Origin of the sequence: Kitasatospora sp. NPDC048715 (assembly GCF_043198905.1) — a bacterium.
GTDB classification, from domain to species: domain Bacteria; phylum Actinomycetota; class Actinomycetes; order Streptomycetales; family Streptomycetaceae; genus Kitasatospora; species Kitasatospora lactacystinica.
Window position 1 is genome coordinate 1 of the sequence record NZ_JBICVH010000013.1, and the last position, 19,505, is coordinate 19,505.

A 19,505-nucleotide genomic window follows, 5' to 3' on the forward strand; every position below is an offset into this window, starting at 1 on the left:
CCGACACGCCCGAACTACGGACATGGTGCGCCCGCAGCCTCCCCGACTACATGACCCCCAGCACCTTCGTCCTCCTCGACCAACTCCCCCTCACCCCCAACAACAAGATCGACCGCAAAGCCCTACCCGCACCCGACACCGAACGCCCCGAACTCGACGAGCAGTACGTCCCCCCGCACACCTCCGTGCAACAAGTCATCGCCCGAGCCTGGACCGACGTACTCGGCATCGACCGGATCGGCATCCACGACAACTTCTTCGAACTCGGCGGCGACTCGATCCTCACCATCCAGGTCATCTCCCGCGCCAAGCGCTACGGCCTGCACCTCACCCCGCCGATGCTGTTCCAGCACCCCACCGTCGAGGAACTGTCGGCGCACGCGCTGCCCGACACGGGCGTGACCTCCGCGGAGCGCACCCATGTGCCGGCGACGGCGTACCAGCAGGCACTGCTCGACGCCGCGGACGACCCGGCCCGGGGCAGCACCGTCCGGCTGATCGCCACCCCCGCCCTCGACCCCGACCTACTGCGCCGGGCGCTCACGGCGGTGATCGGACACCACGACGCCCTGCGGCTGCGCTTCGGGCCGGAAGCCGACGGCAGGCGCATGACGACAGCGGCCGAGGAGGCCGGCGAGCTTGCGTACCACGACCTGACGGACCGGACGGAGGATGACGGACGCGCGCAGATGGCGACAATCTGCCAGGCGCTACGGGCCGGCCTCGATCCGTCCGGAGGGCCGCTGCTCCACGGTGCCGTCTTCGACATCGGTGAGAACCGGGCCCGGCACCTGCTGCTCGTCGCCCATCGGCTCGCCGTGGACGAGGAGTCCTGGCCGATCCTCCTCACGGACCTGGACCTCGCGTACCAGGCGCTCGCGGCGGGCAGGGACGTCGTCCTGCCCCTGAAGAGCACGCCTTTCACGGCCTGGGCCGCACTCCTCGCGGACGGCACGAGGACCTACCGCTCCTCCCCCACGGCCCGCGTGATGGCACGGGTGGAGCGGTCGGAACCCGGATCGCTCACCGCCGGCAGCACCGACGAGCGGCGTGCCCGGCTTGCCGAACTGGCCCTGAACGCAGTGGAGTCGGCGGTAGGCGACTGGGCCGGGGGGCCGCACCGGGTCGAGCTCGCCGCGAGCGGCCGGGAACGCCCCTTCAACGGCATGGACCTCACCCGCACCGTCGGCTGCCTGCTCCGCCCGGCGGGCGACGGCGGCGACCGGCCGGCCGTGGTCCTGACCATCGCCGAACCGCCCGGCCCACCCCCCGCCGGACTGGGCGAGAACACCGAACTCCTCCTACCAGGCGGCGAGTTCGTCACAACGGTCGGCATGCGCTTCCACCCTGTGGAGGTGACCGCCGAGCTCCAGGACGGATCGCTGTCCTTCGAGCTCGCCTACGCGACCGACACGTACACCGAGGAATCGATCGAAGCACTCACCCGCAGCCTGCGGAGCCACGCGGCAGACAGGCTCAACGAGACCTCCGGCACGAGCCGGCCCTCCGTCTCGGCCAACAGCTTCCCGCACGCGGGACTCGATGAAGCGGGTCTGGCGTCAGTCCTTGAAAGGTTCTCCCGATGACCAACGTCGAAGACATCTACAAACTGACTCCGCTCCAGTCCGGGATGCTGTTCCACGTCCTGTACGACGCGTCCGGCGCGAACCCCTATGTCGCCCAGTCCGTCGACGACTTCGCCGGGCCGCTGGACCTGGCGCGGTTGCGCGAGGCGTGGCAGGCGGTCGTCGACCGGCACTCCGTGCTGCGCACCGCCTTCGTGTGGGAGGGCCTGGACGAGCCGCTGCAGGTGGTCCAGCGGCGGGTCGAGCTGCCCTTCGAGGTGCTCGACTGGCGGTCGTTCCCGGCCGATGAGCAGGAGCGCCGCCTCGACGTCCTGCGGAGCGAGGAGTGGGTGCGCGGCTTCGACCTGGGCTCCGCACCGCTGCTGCGCCTGACGGTGGTCCGCCTCGCCGACGAGCGGACGACGGCCCTGTGGACCTTCCACCATCTCCTGCTCGACGGGTGGAGCACGCAGATGGTGCAGAAGGAGGTGTTCACCCTCTACCGCGCCGCCGTCGACGGAACAGCGGCCCGGCTCTCCGACCCCGTCCCCTACGCGCGCTACCTGGGCTGGCTGGGTGAGCAGTCCCGGGATCGTGCCGAGCGGTTCTGGCGGCGCCACCTGGACGGATTCGCCGAGCCCACGGCGCTGGGCATCGGCGGCGCCACCGGCGACAGCGGCTTCGGAGACGTCGACCTGAAGCTCGCCGGCGGTCCTGCGGCCCGGCTCGGCGCCTTCGCCCGGTCCAACCGGGTGACCGTCAACACGGTGGTGCAGGGCGCCTGGACGCTGCTGCTCTCCCGCTACGGCGGAGGCGATGACGTCGTCTACGGATCCACCGTCTCCGGGCGCCCCGCAGACCTTTCCGACGCGGAATCGATCGTGGGCCTGTTCATCAACACGCTGCCGGTCCGTGCCCGGGTGCGGCCCGAGCTCCCGGTGGCCGAGTGGCTTCGTGAACTCCAGGCCGAGCACGTCGAGTTGCGGCAGTACGAGTACACCTCGCTGGTGGACGCCCAGCGGTGGAGCGCCGTCCCCAAGGGCGAGCAGCTCTTCCGGTCGATCCTCGTCTTCGAGAACTACCCGAAGAGCTTCGGCGATTCGGACCTGCCCCAAGACCTCACCGTGCACCACCAGAAGGGGATGGCCCGCACGGGGTACCCCATCACCGTCGCCGTCAGCCACACCGACGAGGCGCTGCTCGCGGAGATCACCTACGACAAGGGCCTTTTCCGGCATGCGGAGGTCGAGCGTCTGGTCGGGCACTTCGTGGAGCTGCTGTCGTCGCTGGTGGCCGATCCAACGGCGCTGGTGGGCGAGTTGGAGATGCTGAGCGCGGCGGAGCTGCGGGCGCTGTCGGCGGAGTGGGGTGGTGGTGGGGCGCGGGTCGATGACGCGGCGACGCTGCACGGTCTGGTGGCGGAGCGGGCGCGGGAGTGTCCGGACGCGGTGGCCGTGGTCTTCGGCGAACAGTCCCTCACGTACGGTGAGTTGAACGCCCGGGCGAACCGTCTCGCCCACCACCTCACCGGGCGCGGGATCGCCGCCGGTGCTCTGGTGGGGGTGTGCCTGGAACGCGGACCCGACCTGGTGGTCGCCCTGCTGGGCGTGCTGAAGGCCGGCGGCGCGTACGTACCGCTGGATCCCGAATACCCGGCGGACCGGCTGGCGTTCCTGGTGCAGGACACCTCCGCCCCGGTGGTGGTCACCCGGTCCGGCCTGCTCGACCGGCTCCCGCAGGCCGGCTTCACCCCCGTATGCGTCGACTCCGACCAGGAGTCGATCGCCCGCGAGTCCGAAGCCGACCCCATTCCGTCGGCCACCCCGGACGACCTCGCGTACGTCATCTACACCTCGGGCTCGACGGGTGTGCCCAAGGGTGTGCTGGTCGAGCACCGCAGTGTGGTGAACCGGCTACGGGGCACGGACGGCGACTTCGGCTTCGGTCCCGAGGACGTGTGGACGCTGTTCCACTCCTTCGCCTTCGACTTCTCCGTCTGGGAGATCTGGGGCGCGCTCACGAACGGCGGCCGTCTGGTCGTCGTCGACCAGGAGACCTCCCGCAACACCGCCGCCTTCGCCCGCCTGCTGGTCGACCAGAAGGTGACGGTGCTCAACCAGACACCCTCGGCCTTCGCCCTGCTCCAGCAGGAGACCGATCACGCCCTGGCCGCCCGCCTGTCGCTGCGGCTGGTCGTCTTCGGCGGCGAGGCACTGCACCCCGCACGCCTCGGACCGTGGTGGGAGGCCGTCGGCGACAACGGCCCACGACTGGTGAACATGTACGGCATCACCGAAACGACGATCCACGTCACCGCCCGGGACATCACCCCGGCCGACACCGCCAACCCCGCCGTCTCCCCCATCGGCCGCCCCCTCCCCCACACCGGCGCACACGTCCTCGACCCGGCAGGACGCCCCGTCCCCACCGGCGTCGCCGGAGAACTCTGGATCTCCGGCGCAGGCGTGGCCCGCGGCTACCTGAACCGCCCCGAGCTGACGGCCGAACGCTTCCTCGAACGCGACATCGCCGGCTCCGTGCGCCGGCTCTACCGCTCCGGCGACCTCGTACGCCGCTCGGCGGACGGCGAACTCGAATACCTCGGACGCCTCGACGACCAGGTCAAGGTCCGCGGCTACCGCATCGAACTCGGCGAAATCGAGTCCGCACTCGCCCGCCACCCCGCCCTGAAGGCCGCCACCGTCCTCCTGCGCGAGGACACCCCCGGCGACCGCCGCCTCACCGCCTACACCGTCCCGGCCCCGGGCAACCCGGAACCGGGCGTCGCGGACCTGCGCGAATGGTGCGCCCGCACCCTGCCGACCCACATGGTCCCCAGCACCTTCGTCCACCTGACCGAACTGCCCCTCACCGCCAACGGCAAGATCGACCGCAAGGCCCTGCCCACCCCCGGCAACGACCGCCCACAACTCGGCACCGACTACACCGCCCCGAACACCCCCGCCGAAGAAGCCATCACCCGCATCTGGGCCGAGGTCCTCCGCGTCGACCGCGTCGGCGTCCACGACAACTTCTTCGAACTCGGCGGCGACTCCATCCTCACCATCCAGGTCATCTCCCGCGCCAAACGCTACGGCCTGCACCTCACCCCACGCATGATCTTCCAGCACCAGACCGTCGCCGAGATCGCCCGGCACGAGACGCCAGCAGCCGCGCAGGAGGGCTCGGCCGAGCCGACCGGCCCCGCTCCGACCAGGTACGGGCTCGCCCCGCTGCAGTCCGGAATGCTCTTCCACAGCCTCTACGACGCCTCGGACGTGCACCCGTACACGGTGCAGTTCCTCGACGAGTTCGCCGGGCCGCTGGACCTGGCGCGGTTGCGCGAGGCGTGGCAGGCAGTGGTCGACCGGCACTCCGTGCTGCGCACCGCCTTCGTGTGGGAGGGCCTGGACGAGCCGGTGCAGGTGGTCCAGCGGCGGGTCGAGCTGCCCTTCGAGGTGCTCGACTGGCGGTCGTTCCCGGCCGACGAGCGGGAGCGCCGCCTTGACGGGCTCGTCGAGGACGATCGGGTTCGCGGCTTCGACCTCGGGTCCGCGCCACTGCTGCGGCTGACGGTGGTCCGGCTCGGGGACGACCGTGCCCTGGTCCTGTGGACGTTCCACCACCTGGTCCTCGACGGCTGGAGCGCTCAGCTCGTGATGAAGGACGTCTTCGCCCTCTACCGCGCGTCTCTGGACGGCGCGCGCGCCGACCTCGCCGAGCCGGTTCCCTACGCACGCCACATCGACTGGCTGGGGAAGCAGTCCCAGGATCGTGCCGAGCGGTTCTGGCGCCGCCACCTGGACGGATTCGCCGAGCCCACGGCGCTGGGCATCGGCGGCGCCACCGCCGAGCGCGGTTTCGACGACGTGGCGCTGCTGCTCGACACCGAGGCCACGGACCGGCTCGGCGCCTTCGCCCGGTCCAACCGGGTGACCGTCAACACAGTGGTGCAGGGCGCCTGGACGCTGCTGCTCTCCCGCTACGGCGGAGGCGATGACGTGGTCTACGGCTCGATCATGTCCGGCCGGCACGACGGGCTGCCCGAGGCGGAGTCCATGATCGGCTTGTTCATCAACACCCTGCCGGTCCGTGCCCGGGTGCGGCCCGAGCTCCCGGTGGCCGAGTGGCTTCGTGAACTCCAGGCCGAGCACGTCGAGTTGCGGCAGTACGAGTACACCTCACTGGTGGACGCCCAGCGGTGGAGCGCCGTTCCCAAGGGCGAGCAGCTCTTCCGGTCGATCCTCGTCTTCCAGAACTTCCCCGGCCTGGGCGAGGACGAACTGCCCGACGGACTCGTCCGCACCTCCCGCCTCGACGTGGAGCGGACCGGCTACCCCATCACGGCCATCGTGTACGACAGCGAGCGGCTCAAGGTGAACATCTCCTACGACAAGGGCCTTTTCCGGCATGCGGAGGTCGAGCGTCTGGTCGGGCACTTCGTGGAGCTGCTGTCGTCGCTGGTGGCCGATCCGACCGCGCTGGTGGGCGAGTTGGAGATGCTGAGCGCGGCGGAGCTGCGGGCCCTGTCGGCGGAGTGGGGTGGTGGTGGGGCGCGCGTCGACGACGCGGCGACGCTGCACGGTCTGGTGGCGGAGCGGGCGCGGGAGTGTCCGGACGCGGTGGCCGTGGTCTTCGGCGAACAGTCCCTCACGTACGGTGAGTTGAACGCCCGGGCGAACCGTCTCGCCCACCACCTCACCGGGCGCGGGATCACCGCCGGTGCTCTGGTGGGGGTGTGCCTGGAACGCGGACCCGACCTGGTGGTCGCCCTGCTCGGTGTGCTGAAGGCCGGCGGCGCGTACGTACCGCTGGATCCCGAATACCCGGCGGACCGGCTGGCGTTCCTGGTGCAGGACACCTCCGCCCCGGTGGTCGTGACGCGGGCCGAACTGCTCGACCGCCTGCCGCAGGCCGGCTTCGTCCCCGTATGCGTCGACTCCGACCAGGAGCTGATCGCACAGGAGCCGGAAGGCGATCCTGTCTCGTCGGCGACGCCCGATGACCTCGCGTACGTCATCTACACCTCGGGCTCGACGGGTGTGCCCAAGGGTGTGCTGGTCGAGCACCGCAGTGTGGTGAACCGGCTGCGGGGCACGGACGGCGACTTCGGCTTCGGTCCCGAGGACGTGTGGACGCTGTTCCACTCCTTCGCCTTCGACTTCTCCGTGTGGGAGATCTGGGGCGCACTGACCTACGGCGGCCGCCTGGTCGTCGTCGACCAGGAGACCTCCCGCAACACCACCGCGTTCGCCCGCCTGCTGGTCGACCAGAAGGTGACGGTGCTCAACCAGACACCCTCGGCCTTCGCTCTCCTGCAGCAGGAGACCGATCACGCCCTGGCCGCTCAACTGTCCCTTCGGCTGGTCGTCTTCGGCGGCGAGGCACTGCACCCCGCACGCCTCGGACCGTGGTGGGAGGCCGTCGGCGACAACGGCCCGCGACTGGTGAACATGTACGGCATCACCGAGACGACGATCCACGTCACCGCCCGGGACATCACCCCGGCCGACACCGCCAACACGGCTGTCTCCCCCATCGGCCGCCCCCTCGCCCACACCGGCGCACACGTCCTCGACCCGGCAGGACGACCCGTCCCCACCGGCGTCGCCGGAGAACTCTGGATCTCCGGCGCAGGCGTCGCCCGCGGCTACCTGCACCGCCCCGAGCTGACAACCGAACGCTTCGTGGAACGCGAAATCGCCGGCTCCGTGCGCCGGCTCTACCGCTCCGGCGACCTCGTACGCCGATCCGGCAACGGTGAACTCGAATACCTCGGACGCCTCGACGACCAGGTCAAGGTCCGCGGCTACCGCATCGAACTCGGCGAGATCGAGTCCGCACTCGCCCGCCACCCCGACCTGAAGGCCGCCGCCGTCCTCCTGCGCGAGGACACCCCCGGCGACCGCCGTCTCACCGCCTACACCGTCCCGGTCACGGCCGGCGCGGAACCGGGCGTCGCGGACCTGCGCGAATGGTGCGCCCGCACCCTGCCGACCCACATGGTCCCCAGCGCCTTCGTCCACCTGGACGAACTGCCGCTCACCGCCAACGGCAAGATCGACCGCAAGGCCCTGCCCGCCCCCGGCAACCACCGCCCACGGCTCGGCGCCGACTACACCGCCCCGAACACCCCCGCCGAAGAAGCCATCACCCGCATCTGGGCCGAGGTCCTCCGCGTCGACCGCGTCGGCGTCCACGACAACTTCTTCGAACTCGGCGGCGACTCCATCCTCACCATCCAGGTCATCTCCCGCGCCAAACGCTACGGCCTGCACCTCACCCCACGCATGATCTTCCAGCACCAGACCGTCGCCGAGATCGCCCGGCACGCCGAGGAGGGCGCCGTGGTCTGGGCCGAACAGGGGCCCGTGCAGGGAGAGGCGGCACTGACCCCCATCCAGCACTGGTTCTTCGGCCTGGAGATGTCGAACAGGGCGCAGTTCAACCAGTCCCAGCTCCTGGAGACCGAGGGGCTCGACCTCGCGACCCTGGACGCGGCCCTGGCGCTGCTCGTGGAGCACCACGACGCGCTGCGGCTCAGGTTCGAGCACGGTTCCGACGGCTGGCGCCAGACTCACAGCCCCGACGAGCCGGCGCCGTGCACGGCGCACCACGACCTGTCCGGGCTGCCCGACGACGACATGTGGGCCCGGATGCGGGCCGCTGCCGACGAGGTGCAGCAGGGCATGGACCTCGCGTCGGGCCCGCTGCTGCGCGCGGCACTGTTCGACCTCGGCGCCGGGCGGGGCCAGCGGCTCCTGCTCGCCGTCCACCACCTTGCCGTCGACGGCGTCTCCTGGCGGATCCTGCTCCAGGACCTGGCCGACACCTACCAGTCCCTCGCGGTGGGAGAGCGCCCCGTACTGCCCCTGAAGACCACCTCGTACCAGGCGTGGTCCGCCCGGCTTCAGCACTACGCGACCACGCCCGCGGCGACCGACGAACTCGACCACTGGACCCGGCCGCACACCTCCGGGCCGATCCCGCGGGACCTGCCCGGCGACAACTCCACCGCGTCGTACGACGCGGTGACGGTCACCCTGGGCGGTGAGGAGACCGCGGCGCTGCTGCGCGACGTTCCCCGCACCTTCGACGTCCGGATCAACGACGTGCTGCTGACCGCCGTCGCGCAGGCCGTCACGGCGTGGACCGGCGGGTCGAGCACGCTCCTCGCACTGGAGGGGCACGGCCGGGAGGACCTGTTCGAGGACGTGGACCTGTCCCGCACCGTGGGCTGGTTCACCAGCATCTTCCCGGTCGAACTGCGTCTCGCAGCCGGCCGCGGCCCGGCGGAGTGCCTGGTGGACGTCGGCGCTCAGCTGGCAGCGGTGCCCCACAACGGCGTCGGGTACGGAATTCTGCGCCACCTGGGAACGGACGAGACGCGGCACAGCCTGCGCGACGCGGCCCGGCCCGAGATCAGCTTCAACTACCTCGGGCAGTTCGACGGCGACGTCCCGGGCCTCGGTCGGCCGGCCGACGCCGGGGAGCCTCACGGCGGGTCCGTGGACCCGGACGGACAACGCGCCCATGTGATCGACATCGCCGCGAGTGTCCAGGGCGACCGCATGTCGCTGAGCGTCTCGTACAGCAGGAACATCCACGAGAGGCAGACGGCCGAGAAGCTCGTCGAAGGCGTGACCGCTGCCCTGAGGTCGCTGGTGCGGGCCCAGCGGGAGCGCGCGGCCGCCGGGGACACCCGGGACACCGAGCCCCCGACGTACGATCTGAGTCCCATGCAGACCGGCATGCTCTTCCAGTCCTTGGCCCACACGGCCGAGGCGGCGGAAGTCCGGCCCTACGTCGTTCAGTTCGTGGACGAGTTCACCGGGCCGCTCGACGTCGCACGCTTCCGCAGCGGCTGGCAGCAGGTCGTGGACCGGCACGCCATCCTGCGCAGCTCCTTCGCCGTCGACGGCGAGAGCGGCGCCCGCCAGACGGTCCACGCCCGCGCCGGGATCGGCTTCGACGAGGTCGACTGGCGCGACGCCGGCACCGACGCGCAGCGCGAGCGCCTGGAGCGGCTCCTCGCCGAGGACCGGCGCCGCGGCTTCGACCTGGAGCGGCCGCCGCTGATGCGCTTCACCCTGGTGCGGACCGGTGCCGACCGGACGATCGTGGTCTGGTCGTTCCACCACCTGCTGCTCGACGGGTGGAGCGCCCAGCTGGTCCAGCGGGAGTTCTACACGCGCTACCGCGCGGCTCTGTCGGGAACCGCCCCCGCGCTGCCCGAGCCCGTGCCCTATGCGCGCTACATCGAGTGGATCGCGGAGCGCTCGCAGTCCGAGGCCGAGGCGTTCTGGCGTCGCGCCCTGGACGGCCTCACCGGACCCAGCCCGCTTGGTGTCGACCGTGAGACCGGCGAAACCGGCTTCGGCGACACGGAGTTCGCGGTCGACAGCGAACTCTCGGCCCGCGTGGGCGAGTTCGCCAAGGCCCACCGGATCACCGTCAACACGATCATCCAGGGTGTGTGGACCCTGCTCCTGTCCCGCTACAGCGGCAGCGAGGACGTCCTCTACGGCTCCACGGTCTCGGGGCGCCCGGCCGACCTGCCGGACGTCGAGTCGATGGTCGGCCTCTTCATCAACACCCTTCCCGTCCGCGCCTCCGTCCCCCGTGACGCGCGGCTCGTCGACTGGCTCCGCACCCTGCAGGACGGGCACGTCGAGCTCCGCCAGTACGAGTACAGCTCGCTCGCCGACATCCAGCGGTGGAGCGGGATACCCGGCTCCCTGTTCCGCTCGATCCTCATCTTCGAGAACTACCCGGAGCTGCTGAGCGGCGACGACCTCCCGCAGGGGCTCAGCAGGCGCCGCCTCCAGTACGTCGAGCGCACCGGCTACCCCCTGGTCCTCGGAGCCGCCTACTCGGACAGCCGTCTCTACCTCCACCTCGTCCACGACCGCAGCATGATCGACGACGCCGCCGCGAAGCGCATGGCGGGACACCTGGAGCAGTTGCTCGCCACCATCCTCGCCAGTGCCCCGGAGAGCACCCTCGGCGCCGTCGACCTGCTCACCGAGGCGGACCGGTCGCAACTCGCCCGGTGGGACGGCCCGCACCTCCCCCACGCCGACCACGTCCCGGTCCACGCACTCATCGAGACCCAGGCGCGGGAGAGGCCCGACGCGATCGCCGTGGAGTTCGGCGACGACACCCTCACCTACCGCGCGCTCAACGAGAGGGCGAACCAACTGGCCCACCACCTGCGGACCTTGGGGATCGGGCCGGAGACGATGGTCGGTCTGTGCCTGGAGCGCGGGCTCGACATGATCGTCACGGTGCTCGGCATCCTGAAGTCCGGCGGTGCCTATGTGCCGCTGGACACGCAGTACCCGGCCGAGCGCCTCGCCTTCATGATCGAGGACACGGCCCTGCCGGTGGTCGTCACCCAGCAGCACCTGGTCGGGCGGCTGCCCGGCTCGGTGGGCACCCTCTGCCTGGACCGCGGAGCCGACGCGGCGCTGCTCGACGCCGCCCCGGTGGACGATCCCGCACCGCTCGCGGGCCCGGACGACCTCGCGTACGTGATCTACACGTCCGGCTCCACCGGCCGGCCCAAGGGGGTCATGATCGAGCACCGGTCGATGAGCGACCGGGTCCAGGAGATGCGCCGCCAGTACGGGCTCACCCCGGACGACGCCTACCTGCAGTTCTCCTCGGTGACCTTCGACGGATCCGTCGGGGAGATCTTCCCGACGCTGATCGCCGGTGCCCGCCTCGTCCCCAGGGGCGACGACTGGACCCCCGTGGAGGTGCTGGAGACCATCCGGACGAAGGACATCACCGTCTGCCAGCTGCCGCCCTTCGTATGGAACGAGCTGATCTCGCACCTGGCGGAGGGAACCCGGCCCGGGCCACGCCTTCGGCTGATGAGCATGGGCGGCGAGCGGGTCCACGCGAGCTCCGTGGAACGCTGGTTCCGGCGCACCTCCGTACCGCTGTTCAACATCTACGGGCCGACGGAGACCACGGTCAACATGACCACGTGCCTGCTCACCGGGCCCGTGTCCGTCGTCCCGATCGGCGCACCGGTGGCGAACACCGACGTCCTGGTGGTCGACGGCACGGGCCGCCCGGCCCCGATCGGCGCTCCGGGCGAGCTCTGGATCGGCGGCAAGGGCGTCGCCCGCGGGTACCTCAACCGGCCCGAGCTGACCGCCGAACGCTTCGTCCGCGACCCCCGCCCCGGGGGTACTGCGGGGCGGATGTACCGGACCGGAGACCTGGTGCGCTGGATGCCCGACGGGCAGCTCGACTTCCTCGGCCGCATCGACGACCAGGTCAAACTCCGCGGCTTCCGCATCGAGTTGGGGGAGATCGAGTCGACGCTCAGCGCCCACCCCCGGCTCACCGCCGGCGTGGTGCTGCTGCGCGAGGACGAGCCGGGCGCGCGGCGCCTCGTGGCCTACTGCCTGGCCGCGGACGGCGACCGCCCCGCGGTGTCCGACCTGCGGGAGTGGTGCGCGCGCCGGCTGCCCGACTTCATGATCCCCTCGGTGTTCACCTTCCTGGACGTGCTGCCCGTCATGGCCAACGGCAAGGGGGTGGACCGGAAGCAGCTCCCCGCTCCTGAGGCGGACCGGGAAGAGGCCGGCACTCGGTACGTGGCGCCCTCGACGCCGACCGAGGCAATCCTGGCCGACATCTGGTGCGAGGTCCTGAAGGTCGACCGGGTCAGCGCGGACGCCAATTTCTTCGAACTGGGCGGCGACTCCTTCCTCGGCATGAAGGTCATCGCCAAGGCGCGGAGCCGCGGTGTGCGGATCACACCGAGGCTGCTCTTCCAGAACCCGACGATCACGGACCTGTCCGCACGCGCGACGACCACGCGGGCGACGACCACGCGGGCTGCGGCCGTCGGCACCCCCGCGCCGGACGGCGGCGCCCGGGTGTCCACCGTGACGCTGAACCGCAGCACGTCGCCGCGGACGCTGTTCGCCTTCCACGAGGGCGGCGGCAACGTCAGCGGATACGTCCACCTCGCCGAGGCGCTGGCCCCGACCGTCCGGGTGATCGGCATCGAGGCCCGCAGCGTGGCCTTCGACCTGCCGCCGGAGTCCGACGTGGCGGCGATGGCCCGTGGCTACTGGGAGACGATCCGGGCTCTGCAGCCCGAGGGGCCCTACCTGCTGGCCGGATACTCCTTCGGCGGCGCCCTGGCCATCGAGGTCACCCGGCTGATCGAGGAGTCCGGCGGCGAAGTCGCCCTGCTCGTGGCCCTCGACGCCTGCCTGCCGGTCAGCAGCGCCATGGACCTGGTCGCGCGCGACCATGCCGCCACCGCGGATCTGCTCGGCCGGCTGACCGACGCGGCGCCGGGCGACCCGGCCCGGTCCGAGGCCGTCGCCGAGCTGATGCTGGAGCTCAACCTTCCCGCGGACATGCTCGCGCTGCGCCGCGGCGAACTCCTCGCCCACCTCAGGACGATGGAGGCCCACACCCGGGCGCTCCTCCACTACCGGCCCCCGGCGGTCTCCTGCCCGGTGCTGCTCTACCAGGCGGAGAGTTCCCCCTGGTCGCTGTCCATCGCCGACAGCTGGTCACCCTTCGTGGCCGAACTCGATGCGCGGCCCACGCCGGGGGACCATCTGACCTTCCTGCGCGCGGCTCATGCGGGCGTGCTGGCCGGCGAAATCTCCAAGGCGATCGAGCAGTGCACCGCGAGCGGCGTCGAGTAGCGGCTCGTTTCACAGTTCTCTCCGTACGGACAGGAGTTCATTCATGCCGTCCCACCCGCCGTCCTCGGGCGATGTACGCGCGCTCTACGAGGAGTTCCCCTACCCGCTGCCGAATTCCGACACCGAGCCCATCTACGACGTCGCGATGGGTCTCGACCTGGTCCTTCCGTCCCTGGACGGTTGCCAGGTGCTGGACGCCGGATGCGGCACCGGGCACCGTCTGATCGGTCTCGCCCTGCAGTATCCGGACACCGAATTCCTCGGCGTCGACTTCAGCGAGCATTCACTTTCGGTGGCCCGGGGGTTGGCAAGGAATCACGACTGTGACAACGTTGACTTCCGGCATGCCGAGATCGGCGGCCGGCACTTGGGGCGCCATTTCGACCTCATCACCAGCACCGGGGTCATTCACCACCTGGCGGACCCCGCGGGTGGTGTGAATTGGCTGCAGCAGCACCTCAAAGACGATGGAATAGCCTACACTTGGTACTATCATCCGTACGGTGAGTTCGACCGCCTGCTGAATCGCCGGCTCGTCCACGTGCTGATGGAAAACTCCTCCGCGGACATCTCGAAGACGGTTCTCGCGGACCTGGGGCTCGCCCTTTCGGTCGAACAGTACGGCACGCGCACGTCCTTCGCGGAGGTCTCGGCGGCCACCCAACTCGCCGCCGACGCCGACGCCTACCTCCATCCGATCGTCAACGCGTACCGCTTCCAGGAAGCCGCGGACTTCTTCCGCGACGGCACGGACTGGACCGTCGTGCACGGAATCAACTGGGACGGCGGCTCCGGCCTCATCGACTCGGAGCACTGGGCCGAGGAAGAGTTCGGCACCCTCACGAGCAGTGACCTGTTCGCGAGTACCCGGCTGCAGGAGATCTTCGCCGGCATGAGCCCCGAGGATCGGCTCCACTGCGTCGAACTCAAGCTGCGTCCGACCGGTTTCACCCTGCTGTCCGGGAACGAGGCCGGCCTCGCCCGGTGCACGGAGCAGACCCGAGCCAACGCCCGCAACGCCAACTTGCTTCGCACTCATGTCAGTTAGGAACAAGCGACCATGATCACAGCTGGCCTCAAGCTCACGCACAGCGGCGGACTGGCCCTCCTTGAGGACGACAGGCTCGTCTTCAACATCGAGGTGCAGAAGCTGGCGAACAACGCCCGCTACAGCCCCGTCGCCGATCTCCGGCTGATTCCCGAGATCCTCGCCGAACACGGCTTCAAGGTGTCCGACGTCGACAACTGGGCCCTCGACGGCTGGGACGGCGCGGACTTCGGCCGGCTCTCCGTTCTCGACCACGGCACACCGCTCGAACTCAAGGTCGCGCCCTACCGCGAGAACGACACCATCAACAGCCTGGTCCGCCCCGGAGTCACCGGCGAACTCCCCATCGGTGGCCACATGGTGAAGTACAACAGCTACGTCCACATGTCGAGCCACTTCGCCGCGGCCTACTGTCCGAGCCCCTTCGCCGCCCGCGGGGAGGACTCCTTCGTCCTGGTGTGGGACGGGGGCTGTTTCCCGCGGCTCTACTTCGTGGACGCGTCGAGCGGCACCGTCGAGAACGGCGGCGAGGTCTTCCCGCTGATCGGCCACTCGTACGCCATGGCCGCACAGTACTTCGGGCCGTGGGCCCGCCGGGCGGGCGACCGTTCGCGGGTCGTCGACGACCTCTCCGTCGCCGGGAAGCTGATGGCGTACATCGCCCTCGGCCGGCCGAAGGACGCCGTGCAGGAGGCCCTGCGCGACGCCTTCCACCGGAACTTCGAGGCGCCGACCGGGTCCGTCGCCGAGTACCGCCGCGCCGTGATCGGCTGCGGCAGCAACGGCGAGCCCTCGCACCGCTACACCCACGCCTACCTCGGCGACGCCGCCGAGCACATCGCCGCACTCGGCGTCCCGGACGAGGACGTCCTCGCCAGCATGCACCAGTTCATGGAGGACCTCCTCGTCGAGCGGATCGTCGAGAAGATCACGCGCTGGAAGGGCGAAGGTCCCTGGAACCTCGCCTTCGCCGGCGGGTGCGCGCTCAACATCAAGTGGAACAGCGCCCTGCGCGCCCACCCGCTCTTCAACGACGTCTGGGTGCCGCCGTTCCCCGACGACTCCGGCTCCGCCATCGGCACGGCGTGCGCCGAGTACGCGCACGGCAAGGGCGTCTCGGCCGTCCAGTGGCACCAGCGCCTGGGGCCGGACCTGGTCTCGACGCCCCGCACCCCGGCCGGCTGGACGGAGCGGGCCTGCACGCCCGCGGAGGTCGCCAGGATCCTGCACGAGAGCGGCAAGCCCCTGGTGTTCCTGCGCGGCCGCGCGGAACTGGGCCCCCGCGCGCTCGGTGCGCGCAGCATCCTCGCGCCGGCCAACGACCCGGCGATGAAGGACCTGCTCAACGAGCTCAAGAACCGCGAGCACTACCGGCCGGTGGCTCCCATCTGCCTCACGGAGCACGCCCCCGAGATCTTCGACCCGGGCACCCCGGACCCGTACATGCTCTTCGACCACGACGTGCGCCCCGACTGGCTGGACCGCGTACCCGCCATCACCCACCTCGACGGCACCGCGCGCCTGCAGACCGTCAGCGACCAGGACGACCCGGTGCTCGCCGAGATCCTGCGCGCGTACCACGAGTTGAGCGGCATCCCGGTGCTGTGCAACACCAGCGCCAACCTCAACGGCCACGGCTTCTTCCCGGACGCGGCGTCCGCGATGGCATGGGGCCGCACCGAGCACGTCTGGGCCGACGGGGTGCTCTACAGCAGGGCCTGACGGGGAGCTCCCGACGGGAGTTCGACCCGCCCGCGCGGTGACCGGTCGCGAGCCCGGTCACCGCCGCCCCTCCCCCTCGCGTCAACACCTTCGACCGGAAAGGAAGATGCCGCAGTGGACCGTTCGAACGGCCCCCGAATCCACCATGTGGGCGTACAGACGGCGGATCTGGACAACTGCCTGGGCTGGTACCAGGAGTTCTTCGACGCCGAGCAGAAGTGGGAACTCAGCCGCTTCTCCGAGCTCACCCTCAGCCGGCTGCCCGGCATCCGCAGGCTGACCGAGATCGCCTTCGGGGACGTCCGGCTGCACCTCTTCGACCGAGCGGGCCACAACGGCCGGACGCCCGACGAGGAAGGATTCCTCTTCCAGCACGTGTGCGTCCAGGTGGCCACGCCGCAGGAGCTCGCCGACCGGCGCCGGCGGTGGATCGACCTCTACGAGTCGCAGCGCTACACCTTCGCCCGTCCCGAGCTGCCGACCGAGATCGTCGTCGACGACGACGGGGTGCAGAGCCTCTACCTCTTCGACGTGAACGGCCTGGAGTACGAACTCAGCTACATACCGGACGGTCACCGATGACCGGCGTGAGCGACGGCGTCCTGATCTCCGACCCGCGCAACGGCGAGTGGGACTTCGGGGACTTCGCCTACGGCCTGGAACACCTGACGATGCCGCCGGTCGGCCCGGCAGCCGTCTCGTCCCCCGGGGGTGTCCCGGGCGCCCTGCCGCCCTGCGACCTCGACCTCGTCCTGTTCCAGCTGCGCCTCCTCGCGGACGGCGGGCCCTCGGCCGCCCCGGGCACCCGTGTGGACCCCAGCGACGACCAGCTGTTCTGGTTCCGCTGGATCACTGGGCATCAGATCACCTTTCTGATCTGGCACTTGATGGGAAAGCTGCTCGAACGGAGCGCGGAGCGGCAGACGCCGGACCGCGAGTCACTGGGCCGCCTGGAGACGTACGCCTACGGCTACTGCGCCATGCTGCTCTACACCGGGTCCTGTCCGCTCGACCTCTACCAGAGCCTGATCCGACCGCGCATGCACCTCCAGCACCGCGGCTTCAGCGGGACCTGGGCGTCGGACTTCGCCCCGGTGCGCGGCCTGTTCCGGGGACGGGGCGCGGCCCGTGGACACGGTCCGGAGGCCGACCGGCTGGCCCGTGCCGTGGAGATCCACCGGACCATCCACGACGGCATCGCCGCCCGCCTCGTGCCCGAAGGCCGGTCCCTGCTGCAGCAGACCATGAAGGAGACCGTCGTCCGCCCCTCGGAGCGCACGGCGATCCTGTACGACAACTTCTTCCTGACCCTGCGCGGGCCGGTGGACGACGACGGCATCACCGGCCAGCTCCTGCGCAGGCTGCGTGCGGTGGCGTGGGACATCGCCGACCGGGGCCTCTACCCGCTGGGGCACGGGGGCGACGACCGGCCCGAGGAGCTGCGCAGCGCCGAGGTGGCGCGGTGCGAGAACCGCATCGGCCACATCCTGAGCGAGGTCGGCGAGGCCGCCGCCGCCCCCGCCAAGCCGCTCCCGTAGCCGCGCGCCGGGTGATGCCGGCGAGCCGCCCGATCCGTCGCCCAACAGAGAGGACCATGCGCATGCGCGCCACTGTCATCCACGCTTCCCGCGACGTGCGGGTCGAGGAGGTCCCGGACCCGGTGATCCGGCGGCCCACCGACGCCGTGGTGCGGGTCCTCCTCTCCTGCATCTGCGGGACCGACCTGTGGGCGTACCGGGGCCTGGCCGACTTCCGGTCGGGGCAGCGCACCGGCCACGAGTCCATCGGCATCGTCGAGGAGGTCGGCGCCGAGGTCGTGGACTGCTCCGCCGGCGACCTGGTCGTGGTGCCGTTCGTCTGGTCGGACGGCGTCTGCGACTACTGTGCCGAGGGGCTCACCACCTCGTGCGAGCGGGGCGGATTCTGGGGCACGAAGGGATCGGACGGCGGCCAGGGCGAGGCGCTCCGGGTGCCGTACGCCGACGGCACGCTCGTGCGGCTCCCCCAGGAGGCGGCGTCGGACCGGCGGTTGCTCACCGCGCTCCTGACGCTGTCCGACGTGCTGGGAACGGGTCACCACGGCGCGGTCGGCGCGGGGGTGCGACCGGGCACGACGGTGGCCGTCGTCGGCGACGGCGCGGTCGGACTCTGCGGTGTGCTCGCCGCGAAGCGTCTGGGCGCCGAACGCATCATCGCACTCGGACGGCACCCGTCCCGCACGGACATCGCCACGCGCTTCGGCGCGACCGACATCGTCGCGGAACGCGGGGAAGCGGCGGTCGAGGCCGTGCGTGAACTCACCGGGGGCCGGGGCGTGCCCGCGGTGATCGAGGCCGTGGGGACCGCGCAGTCCCTGTGGACGGCGGTGCGGATCACCAGGGACGGTGGGTCGATCGGCTGCGTCGGCGTACCTCACGGCAGCGACACCGGCCTCGACCTGAGCGACGTGTTCGAGCGGAACATCGCGCTGCGCGGCGGCGTCGCGCCGGTGCGGACGTACATCCCCCGGCTGTTGCCCGACGTCCTCGAAGGGGTTATCGACCCGTCACCGGTCTTCGACCTGACGGTCGGACTCGACGGAGTCCCCGGCGGCTACCAGGCCATGGACGAGCGAACGTCCCTGAAAGTGCTGATCAGTTGCTGAACCGCCTTCCCCATCGACCCGCACCGACCCGCGCCGGCCCGCACCGACCCGCACTGACCCGTAGCGACGAACCATCGGAGTGATCGTGAGCAAGTGGCCCGACAGTGTTGTCTCCTGCGTTGACATGAACGGTGACGAGCTGGCCGACGGCGTGCTCGGGTACGCGTTCCGCCAACTGCTCGGCAACAACGGATACGTGCACCTCGTGAACGTTCCCGAGTCCTTCGACCACGTCGCCTTCCTCAAGGAGCTCGGGCGGTTCCAGCCCACGCCCACCGGCACGGTCGTCGGGGACGTGAAGCCCGAACGCGGCATGGACGACGTCAACCACGGCCAGAACCAGGGCGCGCTGCAGCCCCACACCGAGGGGTACGAGTTCCGCGGCACTCCGCCGCGGTACCTCGCGCTGTGGTGCGTGAGGCCGGCCGAGGGACGAGGTGGCGAGACCACCCTGTTCGACGGGAACCGCGTGCTCGCGGAGTTCGACGCGAGCGAGCGGCAGCACTTCCTCGACACCGTGTACCGGTGGAGGTCCACCGAGGGCCTCGCCCGCCGAGGAGTGGTCCCCACGGCGGAGCACCCGGTCCTGGAGGAGCGCGACGGCGCACTGATCCTCCGGTACTCGACCAGCTACCTGCAGATACCCGAGGGCGACGAGCTGGCCCGCCGGCTCATCGACCGGGGAAGCGCCCTCTACGAGGAGCACCACGTCGCCGTCCGCTACCGGGAGCGGGACCTCGTCGTCTGGGACAACTGGCGGATGCTGCACTCCCGCAACGCCTTCGACGACCCGCAGCGGCACCTCAAGCGCGTACAGATCGCCGGCTGATCCCGAAGGG

Annotated in this window: 8 protein-coding genes; all 8 read left to right on the forward strand. The window is 70.7% G+C overall.

What is annotated here, in order from left to right; genetic code table 11:
- Positions 1 to 1,586, forward strand: a 1,586-nt coding sequence (locus ACGFSC_RS23930) for a condensation domain-containing protein (protein ID WP_359915384.1), incomplete at its 5' end; no start/stop codon positions are given.
- Positions 1,583 to 13,252: an amino acid adenylation domain-containing protein gene (locus ACGFSC_RS23935; RefSeq protein ID WP_392863885.1), complete on the forward strand. Its 11,670-nt coding sequence runs from the start codon at positions 1,583 to 1,585 to the stop codon at positions 13,250 to 13,252. The genes ACGFSC_RS23930 and ACGFSC_RS23935, both read left to right, overlap by 4 nt.
- A 43-nt stretch (positions 13,253 to 13,295) precedes the next feature.
- Positions 13,296 to 14,300: a methyltransferase domain-containing protein gene (locus tag ACGFSC_RS23940; RefSeq protein WP_359897286.1), complete on the forward strand. Its 1,005-nt coding sequence runs from the start codon at positions 13,296 to 13,298 to the stop codon at positions 14,298 to 14,300.
- A 12-nt stretch (positions 14,301 to 14,312) separates the two neighbouring features.
- Positions 14,313 to 16,022 (forward strand): carbamoyltransferase N-terminal domain-containing protein, encoded by a 1,710-nt coding sequence (locus ACGFSC_RS23945; protein ID WP_359897285.1) that lies wholly within the window; start codon positions 14,313 to 14,315, stop codon positions 16,020 to 16,022.
- Positions 16,023 to 16,169: 147 nt separating this feature from the next.
- On the forward strand, positions 16,170 to 16,604 hold the full coding sequence (locus ACGFSC_RS23950) for a VOC family protein (protein WP_359897283.1): 435 nt from the start codon (positions 16,170 to 16,172) through the stop codon (positions 16,602 to 16,604).
- On the forward strand, positions 16,601 to 17,560 hold the full coding sequence (locus tag ACGFSC_RS23955; protein ID WP_359897281.1) for a hypothetical protein: 960 nt from the start codon (positions 16,601 to 16,603) through the stop codon (positions 17,558 to 17,560). The genes ACGFSC_RS23950 and ACGFSC_RS23955 overlap by 4 nt, the downstream gene beginning before the upstream one ends.
- A gap of 62 nt (positions 17,561 to 17,622) precedes the next feature.
- Positions 17,623 to 18,666 carry a zinc-binding dehydrogenase gene (locus tag ACGFSC_RS23960; protein WP_359897279.1) on the forward strand — a complete coding sequence of 348 codons (1,044 nt, stop codon included), beginning with the start codon at positions 17,623 to 17,625 and terminating at the stop codon, positions 18,664 to 18,666.
- Positions 18,667 to 18,790: 124 nt separating this feature from the next.
- Entirely contained in the window at positions 18,791 to 19,495 is a 705-nt protein-coding gene (locus tag ACGFSC_RS23965) for a TauD/TfdA family dioxygenase (protein ID WP_359897278.1), read from the forward strand.
- Positions 19,496 to 19,505: the final 10 nt, after the last annotated feature.